The 16,864-nt window shown below is 76.1% G+C and carries 15 protein-coding genes and 1 pseudogene; 5 read left to right on the plus strand and 11 right to left on the minus strand.

The features are described 5' to 3' along the window. Both ATM99_RS18795 and ATM99_RS02660 read right to left on the minus strand, forming a co-directional pair. A pseudogene (locus ATM99_RS18795) lies at positions 1-117 on the minus strand (phosphoribosylformylglycinamidine synthase subunit PurQ); the annotation flags it as partial. A 123-nt stretch (positions 118-240) separates the two neighbouring features. Next, positions 241-1,743 carry an amidohydrolase gene (locus tag ATM99_RS02660; RefSeq protein WP_062101398.1) on the minus strand — a complete coding sequence of 501 codons (1,503 nt, stop codon included), beginning with the start codon at positions 1,741-1,743 and terminating at the stop codon, positions 241-243. 481 nt (positions 1,744-2,224) lie between these two features. On the opposite strand from ATM99_RS02660, the gene ATM99_RS02665 reads away from it, so the two are divergent. Beyond that, positions 2,225-3,055, plus strand: coding sequence for a DNA/RNA non-specific endonuclease (locus ATM99_RS02665; RefSeq protein WP_082659162.1), 831 nt, complete (start codon positions 2,225-2,227; stop codon positions 3,053-3,055). A gap of 177 nt (positions 3,056-3,232) precedes the next feature. Here ATM99_RS02665 and ATM99_RS02670 read toward each other — a convergent pair whose 3' ends face one another. From ATM99_RS02670 to ATM99_RS02680, 3 genes are all read right to left on the minus strand, one after another. Next, positions 3,233-4,165 (minus strand): phosphoribosylaminoimidazolesuccinocarboxamide synthase, encoded by a 933-nt coding sequence (locus tag ATM99_RS02670; protein ID WP_062101399.1) that lies wholly within the window; start codon positions 4,163-4,165, stop codon positions 3,233-3,235. Positions 4,166-4,260: 95 nt separating this feature from the next. Beyond that, a complete protein-coding gene (gene purD / locus ATM99_RS02675; protein WP_062101400.1) occupies positions 4,261-5,553 on the minus strand; it encodes a phosphoribosylamine--glycine ligase in 1,293 nt (430 codons plus the stop codon). A 59-nt stretch (positions 5,554-5,612) separates the two neighbouring features. Then, positions 5,613-6,206, minus strand: coding sequence for a helix-turn-helix domain-containing protein (locus ATM99_RS02680; RefSeq protein WP_062101401.1), 594 nt, complete (start codon positions 6,204-6,206; stop codon positions 5,613-5,615). Positions 6,207-6,286: 80 nt separating this feature from the next. Here ATM99_RS02680 and ATM99_RS02685 point away from each other — a divergent pair, with 80 nt between their 5' ends. After that, positions 6,287-7,669, plus strand: a complete 1,383-nt coding sequence (locus ATM99_RS02685; RefSeq protein WP_062101402.1) for an MFS transporter — start codon at positions 6,287-6,289, stop codon at positions 7,667-7,669. Between the two features lie 68 nt (positions 7,670-7,737). Here the strand turns inward: ATM99_RS02685 and ATM99_RS02690 are convergent, their stop codons facing one another. Then, the gene (locus ATM99_RS02690; protein WP_062101403.1) at positions 7,738-9,024 is read right to left on the minus strand and encodes an adenylosuccinate synthase; all 1,287 of its coding nucleotides are present in this window, start codon (positions 9,022-9,024) and stop codon (positions 7,738-7,740) included. Between the two features lie 236 nt (positions 9,025-9,260). Continuing rightward, on the minus strand, positions 9,261-9,677 hold the full coding sequence (locus ATM99_RS02695; protein ID WP_062101404.1) for a DUF3151 domain-containing protein: 417 nt from the start codon (positions 9,675-9,677) through the stop codon (positions 9,261-9,263). 139 nt (positions 9,678-9,816) lie between these two features. On the opposite strand from ATM99_RS02695, the gene ATM99_RS02700 reads away from it, so the two are divergent. Beyond that, the gene (locus tag ATM99_RS02700; RefSeq protein ID WP_062101405.1) at positions 9,817-10,185 is read left to right on the plus strand and encodes an STAS domain-containing protein; all 369 of its coding nucleotides are present in this window, start codon (positions 9,817-9,819) and stop codon (positions 10,183-10,185) included. 36 nt (positions 10,186-10,221) lie between these two features. On the opposite strand, the gene ATM99_RS02705 is transcribed toward ATM99_RS02700, so the two are convergent. Continuing rightward, complete coding sequence (locus ATM99_RS02705) at positions 10,222-12,282, minus strand: SpoIIE family protein phosphatase (RefSeq protein ID WP_223304772.1); 2,061 nt, start codon at positions 12,280-12,282, stop codon at positions 10,222-10,224. Between the two features lie 179 nt (positions 12,283-12,461). Here ATM99_RS02705 and ATM99_RS02710 point away from each other — a divergent pair, with 179 nt between their 5' ends. After that, positions 12,462-12,890: an STAS domain-containing protein gene (locus ATM99_RS02710; protein ID WP_062101406.1), complete on the plus strand. Its 429-nt coding sequence runs from the start codon at positions 12,462-12,464 to the stop codon at positions 12,888-12,890. 101 nt (positions 12,891-12,991) lie between these two features. On the opposite strand, the gene fbaA is transcribed toward ATM99_RS02710, so the two are convergent. Continuing rightward, positions 12,992-14,269 (minus strand): class II fructose-bisphosphate aldolase, encoded by a 1,278-nt coding sequence (gene fbaA / locus ATM99_RS02715; RefSeq protein WP_255356793.1) that lies wholly within the window; start codon positions 14,267-14,269, stop codon positions 12,992-12,994. Between fbaA and ATM99_RS02720 the strand changes: the two genes are divergently transcribed. Next, positions 14,151-15,131 carry a DUF4916 domain-containing protein gene (locus ATM99_RS02720; RefSeq protein WP_062101408.1) on the plus strand — a complete coding sequence of 327 codons (981 nt, stop codon included), beginning with the start codon at positions 14,151-14,153 and terminating at the stop codon, positions 15,129-15,131. The genes fbaA and ATM99_RS02720 overlap by 119 nt on opposite strands. Positions 15,132-15,152: 21 nt before the next feature. Here the strand turns inward: ATM99_RS02720 and ATM99_RS02725 are convergent, their stop codons facing one another. Both ATM99_RS02725 and ATM99_RS02730 read right to left on the minus strand, forming a co-directional pair. Further along, the gene (locus tag ATM99_RS02725) at positions 15,153-15,818 is read right to left on the minus strand and encodes a TrmH family RNA methyltransferase (protein ID WP_062101423.1); all 666 of its coding nucleotides are present in this window, start codon (positions 15,816-15,818) and stop codon (positions 15,153-15,155) included. Between the two features lie 47 nt (positions 15,819-15,865). Further along, the gene (locus ATM99_RS02730; protein ID WP_223304773.1) at positions 15,866-16,858 is read right to left on the minus strand and encodes a DUF368 domain-containing protein; all 993 of its coding nucleotides are present in this window, start codon (positions 16,856-16,858) and stop codon (positions 15,866-15,868) included. Positions 16,859-16,864: the final 6 nt, after the last annotated feature.

Raw genomic sequence — 16,864 nt, forward strand, 5'->3', positions numbered from 1 at the left:
CAGCCCCTTGCCCGCGGCGTCGACGACCTCGCCCATGACGGGCGCGAACCGGCTGATGGCGCCGGCACGCAGGTAGTCGCCGTAGGAGAAGCCGCCCGGCAGCACGACCGCCCCGACGAACGCGGGGTTCCGCCGCTCCCAGGCCACCGGAACCGGCAGAACCCAGCACTCGGCGGGTGGCGGAGCCCGGTCGGGCGGCCGTGGGCAGCCCGGGGCCGTGGCGTCAGAGGGCGGCGTGCGTCAGAGGGTCGTGTGGGTCCAGTCGCCCGCGAGCAGGGTCGCGGCGACGCGGACCTCGCGGACCCCGCCGGGCGTGACCGCGAGCGCGAGCGGGTCGTCGTCGAGGACCGCGAGGTCCGCCGGGTCCCCGACCCGCAGGCCGAGCGGGCGGCCGTCGGTCGACGCCGCGAGCGCGGTGCGCACGTCGAGCGCCTGCTCGGGGTGCCACGACGGGCGGTCGTCGCCGGTGCGCCACGCCGCCGCGTCGACCGCGAGCCACGGGTCCAGCGGGGCGACGGGCGCGTCGGAGCCGAGCACGAGCGTCGCGCCCGCGGCGTGCAGGTCGGCCAGCGGGAACGCGCGGTGGGTGCGGCCGGCCCAGTGCCGGTCGGCGACGTCGCGGTCGTCGGGTGCGTGCGCGGGCTGCACGCTCGCGGTCACGCCGAGCGCGGCGAACCGCGGCACGTCGTCCGGGTCGAGGAGCTGCGCGTGCTCGACCGACCCGCGCGCCCCGGTCGCGGCGAACGCGTCGAGCACGAGCGTGTTCGCGGCGTCGCCGATCGCGTGCACCGCGCACGCCAGACCGTGCGCGTGCGCGTGCCGCAGCAGCGGCACCAGCTCGTCGGCCGGCACCGTGAGCACGCCGTGCGCGAGCGCGCCCTCGACGCCCGGGTACGGGTCGTGGCACCACGCGGTGCGCGTGTTGAGCGAGCCGTCGACGATGACCTTGAGCGGCCCCTGCGTGACCCGCTCCCCCGCGACGCGGTCGCCCGTGTGCAGGTCCTCGCGCACGACGCGGTCGAGGTACGGCTGCCACACGCCCGCCCGCACCCGCACGGGCGGCTCGCCGGCCGCGACGCGGCGCCGCCAGGCGGCCAGGTTGTCGGCGATCTCGAGGTCCACGACGCCGACGACGCCCCGCGCGGCCGCCACCCGGAGCGCGTCGGCGACCAGCGCGTCCTGCTCGGCCGGCGTCACGTGGTCGAGCGCGCCCATGAGCGGCATCCACTCGGCCTCGCGCAGCACGCCCGTGGGGTGCGTCGCGACGCCGAACATGCGCAGGCCCGCGGTCGACACCCACGCGCAGTGCAGGTCTCCCGACACGAGCACCACGGGCACGTCGCCCGCGACCGCGTCGAGCAGCGCCGCCGACGGCTGGTCCGGCCACGTGCCGTCGCGGAACCCGATGCCGACCAGGGGACGTCCCGGTGCGGGCGGCTGCGTGCGCAGCCGCCCGGCCACGAGGGTCACGGCCTCGGCGGCGGACCCGGCCGTCGACACGTCGAGCCGCCCGCGCGCGAGCGCCCACTGCGTGAGGTGCGTGTGCTGGTCCCACAGGCCCGGCACGACCCATCGCCCGTCGAGGTCGACGACCTCGACGGCGCCGGTGCCGTCGGTGTCGTCCAGCACCTCGCCGCCCGGGCGCACCGCCGCGAGCAGACCGTCGCGGACGACGACATCGACGGGCGCGTCGGTGCCGAGCAGGCGGGCGCGGTGCAGGACGAGCGGGCGGGGCGGGACCACCGGACCTCCGGGACGTGCGACGGGACGCCTCGCAGGCTACGCCGCGGCCGGCCACGTCCCGACCTGCGGGACGCGACGGTGACGACACCGGGCTCGAGTCGTCCACGAGCCGCGTGGACGACCTGCGCCCGGTCTCGCCCGGCCCCTGTCTCACGGCCCGCACGCCGCACGGGCGGAGGCGGCCGCGGAGCCGTCGCCGACCCGGCGTCGCGGTTCCTGTCCTGCCAGGAGGTCCCACGAGGGGCCCGCCCGCCGGTCCAGTCCGCCGGTCAGCTCGCCCGCCGGTACAGTCCGCCGGTCAGCCCGCCCGCCGGTCGAGTCCGCCGGTCCGCCCGCCCGCCGGTCAGTCCGCCGGTCCGCCGGGCGGACGGCCACCGCGGGCGCCCTCGCACCCGATCGTGGTTCGCGGACCACGGCGCGTCCGCACCGACGTGGGTAGCGTGGAGACGTCCGTCCGACCGCTCGTGGGCAGGGGTGGCACGTGGAGGGGTACGACCCGACGTTCCTGGGACCGACCGTGCCGCTGCCGGTCCCCGCGCAACGCGTCCGCACGCTGCCGTCGACGCACTTCACGGTGCTGCTCGACCCCGTGCGGCGGCTCGCGGCGGCCACGGCCGTCAACCTCGACGGGTCCGCGCTGCGCGACGTGCCGCGCGGCGACGACTGGCACCTCGACCCGCGCGTACCGGCCGCCGAGCAGGCAGGCCCCGAGCTGTACGCGAGGAACGACCTCGACCGCGGGCACCTCGTGCGGCGGCGCGACCCGGTGTGGGGCGAGCCCGGCGTCGCGGCGCGCGCCAACCGCGAGACGTTCGCGTACCCGAACGCGGCGCCCCAGGCGTCGGGCTTCAACCAGGGCCGCGACCTGTGGCTCGGGCTCGAGGACCACGTGCTCGAGCACGCCCAGGCGCAGCGGCTGCGGCTCGCGGTGCTCACGGGCCCGGTGCTCGCGGGCGACGACTCCGTCTACCGGGGTGTCGGGGTCCCGCGGCGGTTCTGGAAGGTCGTCGCGTGGGCGCTCGACGCGGGACGCCGACTGGCCGCCGCGGGGTTCGTGCTGGACCAGACGCCGCAGCTGCGGGCCGACGAGCTCGCGGCCCGCACGCACGCCGCGGCGGCGGTCGACGACCCGCCGCCGCTGGGGCCGTTCCGCACGTTCCAGGTGCCGGTCGCGGACGTCGCCGACCTCACGGGCCTCGACCTGGGCCCGCTGCCGGCGGCCGACGTGCTGGACGTGACCGCGCCGCAGGCGCTCGCGTGGCGCGAGCTGCGCGGCCCCGCCGACCTCACGCTGCGGCCGGTCGGGCGCTGAGGCCGGGCGTCGCCGAGACACGCGGCGCCGAAGCAGGCAGCACCGAAGCAGGCAGCACTGCCGCAGGCGCCGTCGAAGCAGGCAGCGGCGAGACCGGCAGCGCCGAAGCAGGCAGCGCCGAGATCAGGCGTCGTCGGCGCCCGAGGGAGGCGGTGCCGCACGTCCGACGGCTCGCGCTCAGAGCGCGAGCGGTGCGCCCGTGAGCCGCTCGTACGCCTCGAGGTAGCGCGCGCGCGTCCGCTCGACGACGTCGGCGGGCAGCGGCGGCGGCGCGTCCGCCGCCCGGTCCCAGCCCGACGCGTCCGACGTCAGCCAGTCGCGCACGTACTGCTTGTCGAAGCTCGGCTGCGCGCGTCCCGGCTGCCACGCGTCGGCGGGCCAGAAGCGCGACGAGTCGGGCGTGAGGACCTCGTCGCCGAGCGTGACCGCACCCGTCGTGGGGTCGGTGCCGAACTCGAGCTTGGTGTCCGCGAGGACCACGCCGCGCTCGCGCGCGATCTGCTCGGCGCGCGCGTAGACCGCGAGCGTGAGGTCGCGCAGCGTCTCGGCGGCCTGCGGCCCGACGGTGTCGACGACGACCGAGAACCGCACGTTCTCGTCGTGCTCGCCGAGCTCGGCCTTGGTCGCGGGCGTGAAGATCGGCTCGGGCAGCCGCGAGCCGTCGACCAGCCCGGCGGGCAGCGGGATGCCGGTGACCTCGCCGTTCGTGCGGTACTCGGCCAGCCCGGACCCCGTGAGGTAGCCACGTGCGACGCACTCGACCGGGAACATGTCGAGCCGTCGGCAGACCATCGCCCGGCCCGCGACGGCGGCGGGCACGTCGGTGCTGACGACGTGGTTCGGCACGAGGTCCGCGAGCTGGTCGAACCACCACAGGCTCAGCTGCGTGAGCACGACCCCCTTGTCGGGGATCCCGGGGCTCAGCACCTGGTCGTAGGCCGACACGCGGTCGGACGCCACCACGAGCACGACGTCGCCGTGCAGGTCGCGCAGCGCGACCCCCGCGGTCGAGGCGTCCGGCTCGTACAGGTCGCGGACCTTGCCGGAGTAGACGTGGCGCCAGCCGGGCAGGTCGCCGTGGCCCGAGGGGGTGGGGTGCGCGTCGCTCACCCCTACAGTCTGGCGTGCCCACGCCCTGGCGTGGGCACGCCGATCAGGGAACGGGACACGACGACTGCGTCGCGCGGCACGCGTGGAGCCGCCGGTCAGCCCTCGCTGACGGCCAGGGCGATGTCGGTGCGGTGCTGCGAGCCCGCGAGCGCGACCTGGTCGACCGCGACGTACGCGGCGCGACGCGCGGCCGCGAGCGTCTCGCCCACGCCGACGACCGACAGCACGCGGCCGCCCGCGGAGACCAGCAGCGGGCCGTTGAGCGGGTTCTCGGGGTCGTCGTCGGTCGTGCGGACCGCGGTGCCGGCGTGCAGCACGTGGACGCCGGGCACGGTGTCGGCGCCGTCGAGCCCGGTGATCGGGTCGCCCGTGCGCACGTCGCCCGGGTAGCCGTGCGACGCGATGACGACGGTGACGGCGGCGTCGGCGCGCCAGTGCAGCGGCTCGAGCTCCGCCAGGCGCCCCTGCGCCGCGGCGAGCAGCACGCCCGCGAGCGGCGTGCCGAGCCGGGCCAGGACGACCTGCGTCTCGGGGTCGCCGAACCGCGCGTTGAACTCGACCACGCGCACGCCTCGGCTGGTCAGCGCGAGACCGCAGTACAGGACGCCGACGAACGGCGTGCCGCGGCGGGCCATCTCGGCGACGGTCGGGCGGGCGACGGTCTCGACGACCTCGTCGACCAGGCCCTCGGGTGCCCACGGCAGCGGCGTGTAGGCGCCCATGCCGCCGGTGTTGGGGCCCTCGTCGCCGTCGTGCGCGCGCTTGAAGTCCTGCGCGGGCACGAGCGGGACGACGTCGGTGCCGTCGCACAGCACGAACAGCGAGACCTCGGGGCCGTCGAGGTACTCCTCGACGACGATCCGCCCGCCGTCCTTGGCCAGGCAGGCGGCCGCGTGGTCGAGCGCCTCGTCGCGGTCCTCGGTGACGACGACGCCCTTGCCGGCGGCGAGCCCGTCGTCCTTGACGACGTACGGCGCGCCGAACTCGTCGAGCGCGGCGGCGACCTCGTCGAGCGTGGTCGCGACGCGCGCGGCGGCGGTCGGGACTCCCGCGGCGGCCATGACGTCCTTGGCGAACGCCTTGGAGCCCTCGAGCCGGGCGGCCTGGGCGGACGGCCCGAAGACGGGAACGCCGGCGGCGAGCACGGCGTCGGCGACACCCGCGACGAGCGGGGCCTCGGGCCCGACGACGACGAGGTCGACGCCGAGCGAGGTCGCCAGGGCCGCGACCGCGGCGCCGTCCAGCGGGTCGACGTCGTGCAGCGTCGCCTGCTGCACCATGCCCGGGTTGCCGGGGGCCGCGTGGACCGCGCTCACGGCGGGGTCGAGCGACAGCGTGCGGACGAGGGCGTGCTCACGGGCACCGGTGCCGACGACGAGGATCTCCACGGGGCCCGACCCTACCGGCCGGGCCCGCGGCGGCAGCGGGAGCGTCCGAACCCGCGCCGTCAGGGCGTCGGCGGCTCGGGCAGCGGCAGGACGTCGAGGTACACGCGCACGCGCCGACGCCCCTCGGTGCGGCCCTCCTCCTTGGCGACGCGGCCGCGCTCGGCGACCTCCTCGACGACGGCGGACAGCCGCTCGACGAGCTCGCCGGCCTCGTCCGACGTCAGGTCGGCGGTGACGTTGGAGAACATCTGGACGTCCCAGTCCTGGCGGGTCTCGTCGAGCGAGGCCGCCCAGGTGGTGAGGGTCTGCGCGCGCTCGGCGATCATCCCCTGCAGCACCGACTGCACCGCCTGCGCCGACCCGGGGTCGTCGTACGCGTCGAGACCGTCCATGCGGAAGCCGACGGCGCGCCACCAGCGCTCGCGCCCGGCGGGGTGGTCGGGGTCGTCCTCGACGAACCCGTGCTTCTCGAGCTGGCGCAGGTGGTAGCTGGTCTGCCCGCTCGACTCGCCCAGGCGCCGACCGAGCATCGTCGCGGTGGCGGGGCCGCCGTTGCGCAGCTCGGCGTACATCGACATGCGCAGCGGGTGCGCGAACGCCTTGAGCGCCTCGCGTCCGAGGGTGCGCTCGGCCGCGGTCTTGTCATCCGTCATGTGCAGAGATACCTTTGCAGAACTTCTTTGCAGAGATCCTCTGCAAAGTTCTCTCCCACCCTAGCCGCCGCGAGGACCCCGTGACCGCCACCACCCCGACCGCACCGCCGACGCCCGCGCCACCCGCCGCCCCGGCGCTCGGCCGCCGCTTCCACGCCCTGCTCGCCGCCACCGGCGCCGCTAACCTCGGCGACGGCGTCGTCGCCGTCGGCGTCCCGCTCGTCGCGCTCGGGCTCACCCGCTCCCCCGACGCGATCGCGCTGCTGTCCGCCGCGACCTGGCTGCCGTGGCTCGTGCTCGGCGTCAGCGCCGGCGTCCTCGTCGACCGCTGCGACCGCCGGCGCGTCCAGGTCGTCGGCCTCACCGCCCGCGCCGCGCTGCTCGCCGCCGGCACGTGGCTCGCCGCCACCGGCGCGCTGACGCTCCCCCTGCTCGTCGGGCTCGTGCTCGCCTACGGCGTCACCGAGGTGCTCGTCGACCTCGCCGCGAGCGCGATCGTCCCCGACCTCGTCCCCCGCGAGCGGCTCGCCGCCGCGAACGGCCGCGTCATGGCGGTGCAGCAGGTCGCCAACGCCTTCCTCGGCGCACCCGTCGCCGGCGCGCTCCTGACCCTCGGCACCGGCTGGGTGCTCGGCCTGCCGGCCGCCCTGGCCGTCGCCGGTGCGCTCGTGCTGTGGCGCGGGCTGCCCGGGCGCTACCGCCGGACCGCACCCGCCCCCAGCACCGCCAGCGCCAGCGCCAGCGCCAGCGCCAGCGCCAGCGCCAGCGCCAGCGCCAGCGCCAGCGACCCGAGCACACCCGCGCGCCGCACGAGCGCCTGGTCCGACGTGCGCGAAGGGCTGCGGTTCGTCACGCACCACCGCGTGCTGCGGCTCGTCGTCGTCACCGGCGCCGTCCTCAACATGGCCAGCGCCGCCTACTTCGCGGTGTTCGTGCTGTGGGTCGTCGGACCCGGCTCGGCGGTCGGCATGACCGAGCGGACGTACCCGCTGCTCACGCTCGGCATCGCGGTCGGCGCCGTCGCCGGGTCGGTCCTCGGCGAGCCGCTCGTGCGCCGCGTCGGGGAGGTCCGCCTCATGGTCGGCTGCTGGGCGGTCGCGTTCTCGCTGCTCGCCGTGCCCGTGCTCGTGCCACGCGTCGCGCCGCTGGCGGTCGTGCTCGTGCTGCTCGGCCTGCTCAGCACGGTCGGCAACGTCATCAGCGAGACCGTCCGCCAGCGCCTCGTCCCCGCGCACCTGCTGGGCCGGGTCGCGGGTGCCGCGCGCACCCTCGGGTACGGGCTCATGCCCGCCGGTGCGCTGCTCGCGGGCGTGCTCGCCACGCGGCACGGCCTGGCACCGGTCCTGCTCGGCGCCACCGCGCTGGCCGTCGTCACGGTCGCCGTGGCCGCCGCGGTGCTGCGCCAGCGCGACGTCGACGCGCACGAGCTCCCGGCGGCACCGGCCGAGCCCGCCGCGGCGTGACGCACGTCGGCCCCCGCCCCCGCGGTGACGCGGGACCGGGGGCCGACGACGCGGCGTGCCGGGCGGGATCAGCCCAGCAGCTCGTGCCGGATGATCGTCGCCTCGCGGCCCGGGCCGACGCCGATCGACGAGATCCGCGTGCCGGACACGTCCTCGAGGAACTGCAGGTAGCGCTGCGCGGCCGCCGGCAGGTCGTCGACGTCGCGGGCCTGCGAGATGTCCTCGCTCCAGCCGTCGAGGTACTCGTAGACCGGCTTCGCGTGGTGGAAGTCGGTCTGGTCGATCGGCATGTCCTCGACGCGGCGGCCGTCGATCTCGTACGCGACGCACACCGGGATCCGGTCGCGGCCCGTGAGCGTGTCGAGCTTCGTGACGACCAGGTCGGTCAGCCCGTTGACGAGCGACGCGTACCGCACGACGACCGCGTCGTACCAGCCGGTGCGGCGCGGGCGGCCGGTGGTCGTGCCGTACTCGCCACCGGTCTCGCGCAGCCACTCGCCGTCCGCGTCGAGCAGCTCGGTGGGGAACGGCCCCTCGCCGACCCGCGTCGTGTACGCCTTCGCGACGGCGACCACGCGGTCGATGCGCGTGGGACCGACGCCCGAGCCCGTGCACGCGCCGCCGGCGGTGCACGCCGAGGACGTGACGAACGGGTAGGTGCCGTGGTCGACGTCGAGCATGGTCGCCTGACCGGCCTCGAACACGAGGGTCTTGCCCTCGTCGAGCGAGCGGTTGAGGAACTGCGGCGTGTCCGCGACGTACGGGCGCAGCCGCTCGGCGTGGCGCAGCAGGTCCTCGACGGTCTCGTCGACCGTGATCGCGCGGCGGTTGTAGATCTTCACCAGCAGGTGGTTCTTCTGGTCGAGGGCGCCCTCGACCTTCTGCCGCAGGATGCCCTCGTCGAACAGGTCCTGCACGCGGATGCCGATGCGGTTGATCTTGTCGGCGTACGTCGGGCCGATGCCGCGCCCGGTCGTGCCGATGCGGCGCTTGCCGAGGAACCGCTCGGTCACCTTGTCCATCGTGCGGTTGTACGGCGCGATGACGTGCGCGGCCGACGACACCAGCAGGCGCGAGGTGTCCACGCCGCGCGCCTCGAGCGCGTCGATCTCCTCGAACAGCACCTCGACGTCGATGACGACGCCGTTGGCGATCACCGGGACGACGCCCGGCGTGAGGATGCCCGACGGCAGCAGGTGCAGCGCGTACTTCTCACCCTCGATGACGACGGTGTGGCCGGCGTTGTTGCCGCCGTTGAACTTCACGACGACGTCGGTGCGCCCACCGAGCTGGTCGGTCGCCTTGCCCTTGCCCTCGTCGCCCCACTGGGCCCCGAGCACCACGACGGCCGGCATGTGCGATCACCACTTCCCGCTGCCCAGCGATGCGGCTCCGCCCCGCAGACGGGCGCGAGCGGGCTCGCGGCGCGGGTGACCCGAGCACGCGCGGCAGGTGACGCGTACCACCCGGAAGGGTACCGGAGGGCGGCGGCACGGCCGCGGGTCGTCCCACGAGCGCCGACGGCGCCGTCCCGCGGGGCGACCGGCCGAGCGGCCGGTCGGGCACCCGCCGGGCGGCGGCCGGTGCGGCGTCAGCGCAGCGCGGCGACATCCTCGGCCGACGTCCCGCAGTCGACCAGGAACTGCCGGCAGCGCGCGGCCTCGTCGCTCTCGCCGATCGCGTCGGCGGCCTCCGCGAGCGCGAGGAGCGCGCGCAGGAACCCCTGGTTCGGCCCGTGCGCGGCCGGCACGGGCCCCTGGCCGCGCCAGCCCGCGCGACGCAGCGCGTCCAGGCCGCGGTGGTAGCCCGTGCGCGCGAACGCGTAGGACGTCACCGCGTCGTCCGCCTCCTCGGCCAGCAGCGCCCACAGCAGCGACGACGCCGGCGCGGCGGGCACGGCGGCGCGCGCGTCGGAGCCGGCGGCGAGGGCCGCGCGGGCGGTCGCGTCGGGGCCGTCGGCGGGCAGCAGCGTGGGCGCGGGGCCGCCCAGGAGGTTCTCGTGGCTCATGCGGCCCAGTCTCGCACCGGCGACGACGGGCCCCGGGGGCGCGGCCCGCCCGCTCGCGGGCGTGGGGCCCCCCGGCTAGAGTCGAACGACCGACCAGCAGACCGCCGCTCCCCCGTGCGGCCGCAGCCCAGGGACGTTCATGATCGAGATCGCGACGTCGTCCACGACCACGACGCTGGTCGTCGCGGGCGACCTCGACCTCGCCGAGCGGGACCAGTTCCCCGAGGTGACGGCACGCGTCGTCGGCCTGCGGCGCCAGCTCCTGGTCATCGACATGTGCCGCGTGACCTTCATGGACTCCACCGGCGCGGCGTTCCTCATCTCGCTCGCCGACGCGGGCCGACGCCGCGGCGGCGCCACCGTGCTGCGCGGCGCCGCGGACCGCGACCTGTTCGTGCTCGAGATCTGCGGGGCGCTCGAGCTGTTCCGCATCGACGCCGACCACCGCTGCGAGATCGAGGCCGACGCGCAGCAGGGCAGCCCGACGGGGACGCCCGCACCCGTCTGAGCCCCGGCGGACCACCACCGGCCGGCGCTGGAGCCGTCAGACCTCGCGGCGCGGCGCCTGCGCCGCCGACGTCGGCAGCGCACCCGGCCGGATCCTGGCCCACACGACCTTGCCGCCCCGGGACTGCCGCCAGCCCCAGTCCGCGAGCCGCTCGACGATCTGCATGCCGAACCCGCCGACCCGCCCGGGGTGCCCGTCGGTCGTCACGGGCGGCGTCGGGTTCGCGTCCTCGACCTCGATGCGCAGGCCGTCGCCGGTGTCGTGCAGCTGCAGCGCGACGTGCCCCCACCCGTGCAGGATCGCGTTGGCGACCAGCTCGGAGACCACGAGCTCGGCGTTCGACGCGTCGACGATCTCCCACGCCTCGCACGTGCGCACGACCGCGTGCCGCGCGCGGCCGATCGACGCGGGCTCCCCCGGCAGCACCCAGCGGCGCCGTCGCGGGCTCACGGCCCCGCCCAGGTGCTCGTCGAGCGCGGGCACGCGCACGACGACCACGGCGACGTCGTCCTCGGGGTGGTCCGCCAGGCGCGAGAGCAGGTCCTCGCCGATGCCCGCGGCGTCACGCGCGGTCACGCCCGCGGCGACCTGCTCCAGCACGGTCAGCCCGTCGCGCAGGCTGCGGTCGCGCCGCTCGACCAGGCCGTCGGTGTAGAAGATCACGACGTCACCCGGCAGCAGCGCGACCTCGTCGGTCGCGCGCTCGCCGCCGCCGAACCCGACGAGCGGCCCGCCGCGGCCCCGCAGCTGACGGGCGTGCCGGTCGCGCACGTGCAGCAGCGGCAGGTGCCCGGCGCGCGAGAACTGGAGGGTCCACGCCCCCGCGGCGCCGCGGCGCAGGGTCGCCAGGACGAGGCTCGCGGCACGCGGGATCCGCATGCCCGCGAACAGCTGGTCGACGCGCTCCAGCACCGGGCCGGGCGTCGTGATGTCGAACGCGTACGACCGCACGACGGACCGCAGCTGGCCCATCGTCGCGGCTGCCTCGACGTCGTGGCCGACGACGTCGCCGATGACGACGCCGACGGTGGTCGGGTCGATCTGCAGGACGTCGTACCAGTCGCCGCCGACCTGCGCGTCGTCCGCGTTGGGCGAGTAGTAGGTCCAGACGTCGAGGCCGTCGACCTCGGCCTGCTCGGGGAGCATCGCGCGCTGCAGCGTCTCGGCCAGGCGGTGCTCGCGGTCGTAGAGGCGCACGTTGTCGATCGACAGCCCGACGCGCCGCGCGACGAGCTCGACGACGGTCCGGTCGGCGCCGTCGAGGCCCGCGAGCCCCGACCCGGTGCGCGGCCGCACGACGAGCAGGCCGACCGTGCGCCGACGCCCCGGCACGGGCTGCACGACCACGCGGGGGTCGAGACCCTCGCCGCCGAGCCGCTCGGCGAGCCAGCGCGCGTACGAGCCCTCGGCGTGGTCGGCGGACAGGTCGAGCTCGACGGGCTCGTCGCCACCGCCCGCGAGCAGCGTCGCGACCGGGTCGTGCGGGCAGCGCGAGGGCGGTCGCCCGGGCAGCGCCGGGTGCCGGGGGCTCGCGTGGTACTGCTCGAGCCCGTCGGCCGCCCACAGGCCCTTCTCGGACAGGAAGAACGCCGCGGTCGCGACCACCTGCGACTCCAGCAGCGCCGCGATCTCGCGCAGACCCTGCGGCTCGTCGACGTCCATCAGCAGGTCGGACACGCGCGCGATGACCGCGAGGCTGCGACGCTCGCGACGCTCGGCCGCGACGACCGCCTGCTGCTCGGCGTGCGCCGTGAGCTCGGCCGTGAGGTCCTGCACGGCCGCCACGAGCGTGCCGTCGGGGACGTCGGGGCCAGTGACGGGCGCGAGGTGCGCGACGCAGTGCACGTGCACGCCGTCGGCGCGGCGCAGCACGACCGCGTGCGTCGACGGTCCGGCCTTCCCGACGTCGCGGGCCGCGGCGTGGTCGCCGGGTCGCACCCGCGGGTCGGTGAGCACGTCGACCCCGACCACCTCCGCCGGGTCGTACCCGACCGCCCGCGCCAGCGCGTCGTTGACCCACGCGACGCGCAGCGCGTCGGCGTCGACCTGGAGGACGGCCGTCGGGACGGGCGTCGCGGCGACGGCCGCTCCGAGCACACCCGGTCCGAGCGGTCGCGGCGGGGAGGCGACGCGCCGCCGACGCGCCGACGACGTACGCTCGACCGCCGGCTCGATGGCGTGGGAGTTGACCATCACCACCTCCGATCGTCTAGCGTGCCGAACGGACGAACCGCTCGGCCACCTCGGCGAGCCCCCCGGCGCTCGGAAGGAGCATCGTGCGAGACGGTAACAGCCCTTCCGCAGGCGAGGACGCCGCCACGACGGAGGCGACGGCCCCGGAGGCCGCCCCCGCGACGGCCGGCGAGCCCGGCGCGGTGCAGGTCATCGTCGGCACGGACCGCACGCGCATCGTGCTCTCGGGCGAGGTCGACGCCGACCTGGGCCCGGAGCTGCAGGAGGCCACGTCCGAGGCGGAGCAGCGCGGCCTGCCCATCGAGGTGGACGCGCACCACGTGACGTTCATGGACTCGTCGGGCGTCGCGTTCCTCGCACGGCTGTCGATCCGCAGCGAGCACCGCGTGCGCCTGCTGCGCGTGCCGCCCACGGTCCGGTTCCTGCTCGAGGTCACGCGCATCGGCGAGCTCCTGGACGTCGTCGACGAGGACGACGCCGCACCGTTCGAGCCGGTCGACCCGCCGGCCTGACGGCGCCCCGGGCGCACCACGGACGCGGCCGCCCGCACCCACGACGCAGAACGGCCCCGACCCCCGTGAGGGGTCGGGGCCGTTCGCGTGGCGGCTCCGGGTCAGGAGATCCGGGTGCCCGCCGAGCGCAGCTGCTGGCACGCCTCGACGATGCGCGCGGCCATGCCGGCCTCGGCCAGCTTGCCCCAGGCGCGCGGGTCGTAGGCCTTCTTGTTGCCGACCTCGCCGTCGACCTTCAGGACGCCGTCGTAGTTGGTGAACATGTGCGCGACGACGGGACGCGTGAACGCGTACTGCGTGTCGGTGTCGATGTTCATCTTGATGACGCCGTTGTCGACCGCCTCGGCGATCTCCGCGGCCGTCGAGCCCGACCCGCCGTGGAAGACGAGGTCGAACGGCGACTCCTTGCCGATCTTCGCGCCGACCTCGCGCTGGATGTCCGCGAGGATCGACGGACGCAGCTTGACCGCACCGGGCTTGTACACGCCGTGCACGTTGCCGAACGTGAGGGCCGTCAGGTAGCGGCCCTTCTCGCCCGCGCCGAGCGCCTCGACGGTCTTCAGGCCGTCCTCGGCCGTCGTGTAGAGCTTCTCGTTGATCTCGGCCTCGTGGCCGTCCTCCTCGCCACCGACCACGCCGACCTCGATCTCGAGGATCGTGCGGGCCGCCTGCGAGAGCTCGAGGAGCTCGGCCGCGATGACGAGGTTCTCGTCGAGCGGGATGTCCGAGCCGTCGAACATGTGCGACTGGAACGTCGGGTTCTCGCCGCGCTTGACCTGCTCGGCCTCGAGCTCGAGCAGCGGGCGGACCCACGAGTCGAGGTTCTTCTTGACGCAGTGGTCCGTGTGCAGCGCGATCGTGACGCCGTAGTGCTTGGCGACCTCGGTCGCGTACGCCGCGAGCGCGAGCGTGCCGGACACGCGGTTCTTGATCGTCGAGCCCGACGCGTACTCGGCGCCGCCGACCGACACCTGGATGATGCCGTCCGACTCGGCCTCCGCGAAGCCCTGGATGGCGGCGGTGACGGTCTGGGACGACGTGATGTTCACGGCGGGGTAGGCGAACTTGCCGGCCTTCGCCCGGTCGATCATCTCGGCGTAGACCTCGGGGGTGGCGATGGGCATCGCTGTTCTCCTGAAGAGTCGGGGAGCGGTACGACCTGAGTCTGCCACCCCTGGGGCCCCCGCCGTCCGGGACGTCCACCGGGACCCCGGCGCGGCACGCGGCGCACGGTCCCGCCGACGTGGTTCGATCGCCCCCGTGCGCGTCCCCCGCCCGAGGAGGCTGCCGGCGGACAGCTGGCGCTGGGCCACCGACCACCTGCCGATCGCCTGCGTCGACGTCCTGCCCGTGGCGCGCGACGCGGACGGCGCCGTCACGCACGTCGGGCTCATCCGACGGGACTCGCCGTGGGGCGAGGTGTGGTGCCACGTCGGCGGGCGGCAGGAGCGCCTGGAGAGCGTGCACGACGCGGCGCGGCGCACGCTGGACGAGTCGCTCTCGCCCGTCGACGACGTCGTGCCGTCCCCCGAGCCGTTCCTCGTGCAGGAGTACTTCCCGGACGTGCGGCCGGGCGCCGGCGTCGACCCCCGCAAGCACGCGGTCGCGGTGTGCTTCACGGCCGACGTGCCGGCGGGCCGCGCGCTGCGGGCACGCGGGTCGGAGGCGCGCGGGTTCGCGTGGTTCGAGGTCGGGGCGCTGCCGGAGCCGTCGACCCTGTGGCCCGGGTCGCTGCGCATGGTGCAGCGGGCGGTGGCACCCGCACCCGACACGTCCGGCACGTCCGGCACGGCCGACGAGCTCGCCGCCTACGAGTCGCTGAGCGCCCGCGAGGTCTCGCTCAACGAGCTCATGTGGCAGACGCCCGCGCTCGCGATGACCGCGATGGCGTTCCTGCTGACGATCGCGCTGGGCGACGGCGCGGCGTGGCAGCGCGCGCTGGCCGGTGCGCTGAGCGCGGTGGTCGCGGTGGCCAGCGCGCAGCTGCTCGCGAAGCACTCCGCGGGGGCGATCGCCGACGCCGACGCGCTGCACGCCCTGGAGACCCGACGCGGCATGCTGCCCGTGCACGCACCCCCGAAGCGCGGGCCGCGCGCGACGGTGCGCGGCGACGGGCTGTGGGCGTGGTTCGCGGACCGGCGGAGCCGACGCTGGTGGTTCGTCTCGCTCCTGGCGTTCGGCGCCGTCTCGGCGCTGCTGACCGTCACCGCGACGGCCGAGGCCCTCGGCGCGCTGGTCTGAGACCTCGTGCCGCGCGCCTCGTCAGCGCGGCACGTGCTGCACGGCCCACGCGTGCATGACGATCGCGGCGGCGGCACCGGCGTTGAGGGAGCGCGTGCTGCCGTGCTGCGTGACGTGCACGACGACGTCGCACGCGTCCTGGGCCTCGCGGGTCAGCCCGGTCGACTCCTGGCCCAGCACGAGCACGCACGCGCGCGGCAGGGCGAACCCCTCGAGCGGCACCGACCCCGGGACGTTGTCGACGCCGACGAGCGGCAGCCGCGTGCCGTCCGGCCCCGCGCCGGCGGCCCACGCCACGAGCGCGGCCGCGTCGGGGTGGTGGTGCACGTGCAGGTAGCGGTCGGTGACCATCGCGCCGCGCCGGTTCCAGCGCCGCCGCCCGACCACGTGCACGCCCGCGGCGTTGAACGCGTTGGCGGTGCGCACGACCGACCCGATGTTGAGGTCGTGCGCCCAGTTCTCGATCGCGACGTGGAACGCATGCCGGCGCGTGTCGAGGTCGGCGACGATCGCCTCGACGCTCCAGTACCGGTAGGCGTCGACGACGTTGCGCCGGTCGCCGTGCGCGAGCAGCTCGGGGTCGTAGCGCGGGTCGGCGGGCCACGCGTCGGGGCCGCCGGGCCAGGGGCCGACGCCGACCTCGGCGGGCGCGTCGTCACCCGGCACGGGCGCGTCGTCACCGGGCACGGCCCCGTCGTCACCCGGAGCGGGCACGCCGAGGACGGGTTCGCGCGTCACCCGACGGCCGGCGCGGCGGGCTCGGCGGCGGCCCGGGCGCGGGCGGCACGGCGCCGCTCCCACGCGACGAGGCCGCCGACGACGACCGCGCCCGCGACGACGAGCGCCACGACCTGACCCACGTCGCCCTGCGGCGCGAGCAGCCCGCGGTCGTCGTCCTGCCACGGCCACAGCGCGCGCAGCGAGCCGATCATGAGGCCGGTGACCACGGCCATCGTGACCTGCCGCCGCTCGTGCAGCAGCCACTGCAGCGTGCGCACGAAGGCCGCGAACCCGAGCGCGGCCCCGAGCACGAACGCGCCCACGAACGCGGCGTCACGGCCGTCGAGCGCGGCCTGCACGGGCACGTACAGCCCGAGCACCACGAGCAGCGCCGAGCCCGACAGACCCGGCACGACGAGCGCGTTGATCGCGATCGCCGCGCCCAGCACGACGTACCAGAGCGACGGCTCCTCGATCGCGACGGGCGGCAGGCCGGTGAGCAGGAACGCCGCGACGGCCGCGACCAGCGCGTAGGCGCCGTCCCGCACGCGCGGCCGCGACGGCATCATGCCGAGCGGCACCGCGACCGACGCCGCGATCATCCCGGCGAACACGGCGCGGGTCGGCACGGGGTGGCTCTCGAGCAGGGGCGCGAGCGTGCGCAGCGACAGCACGAGCACGACCGCCATGCCCGCGAGCACGGGCAGCACGAGGCGCCAGTCGACGCGTCGCAGCGCCGCGGTCGCCTCGGCGGTGCCGCGGCGGCGCACGACGCCGACGACGAACGCCCGTGCCGCGTGCACGACGTGCGCGGCCGCGGCGATCAGCTCGTCGTAGAGGCCGACGACGAGCGCGACGGTGCCACCCGAGATGCCGGGCACGGACTCGGCGGCGCCGATGAGCCCGCCGCGGGCGGCGTGCAGGGGTGCGCGGGACCACGTCGTGCGCGGTGCCGTGAGGGTCGAGGTGGTGGGGGCGTCGGCCGGGGAGGTCGCGTCATGAGCCACCGAGGC

It is taken from the genome of Cellulomonas sp. B6 (assembly GCF_001462455.1).
Lineage (GTDB): Bacteria > Actinomycetota > Actinomycetes > Actinomycetales > Cellulomonadaceae > Cellulomonas.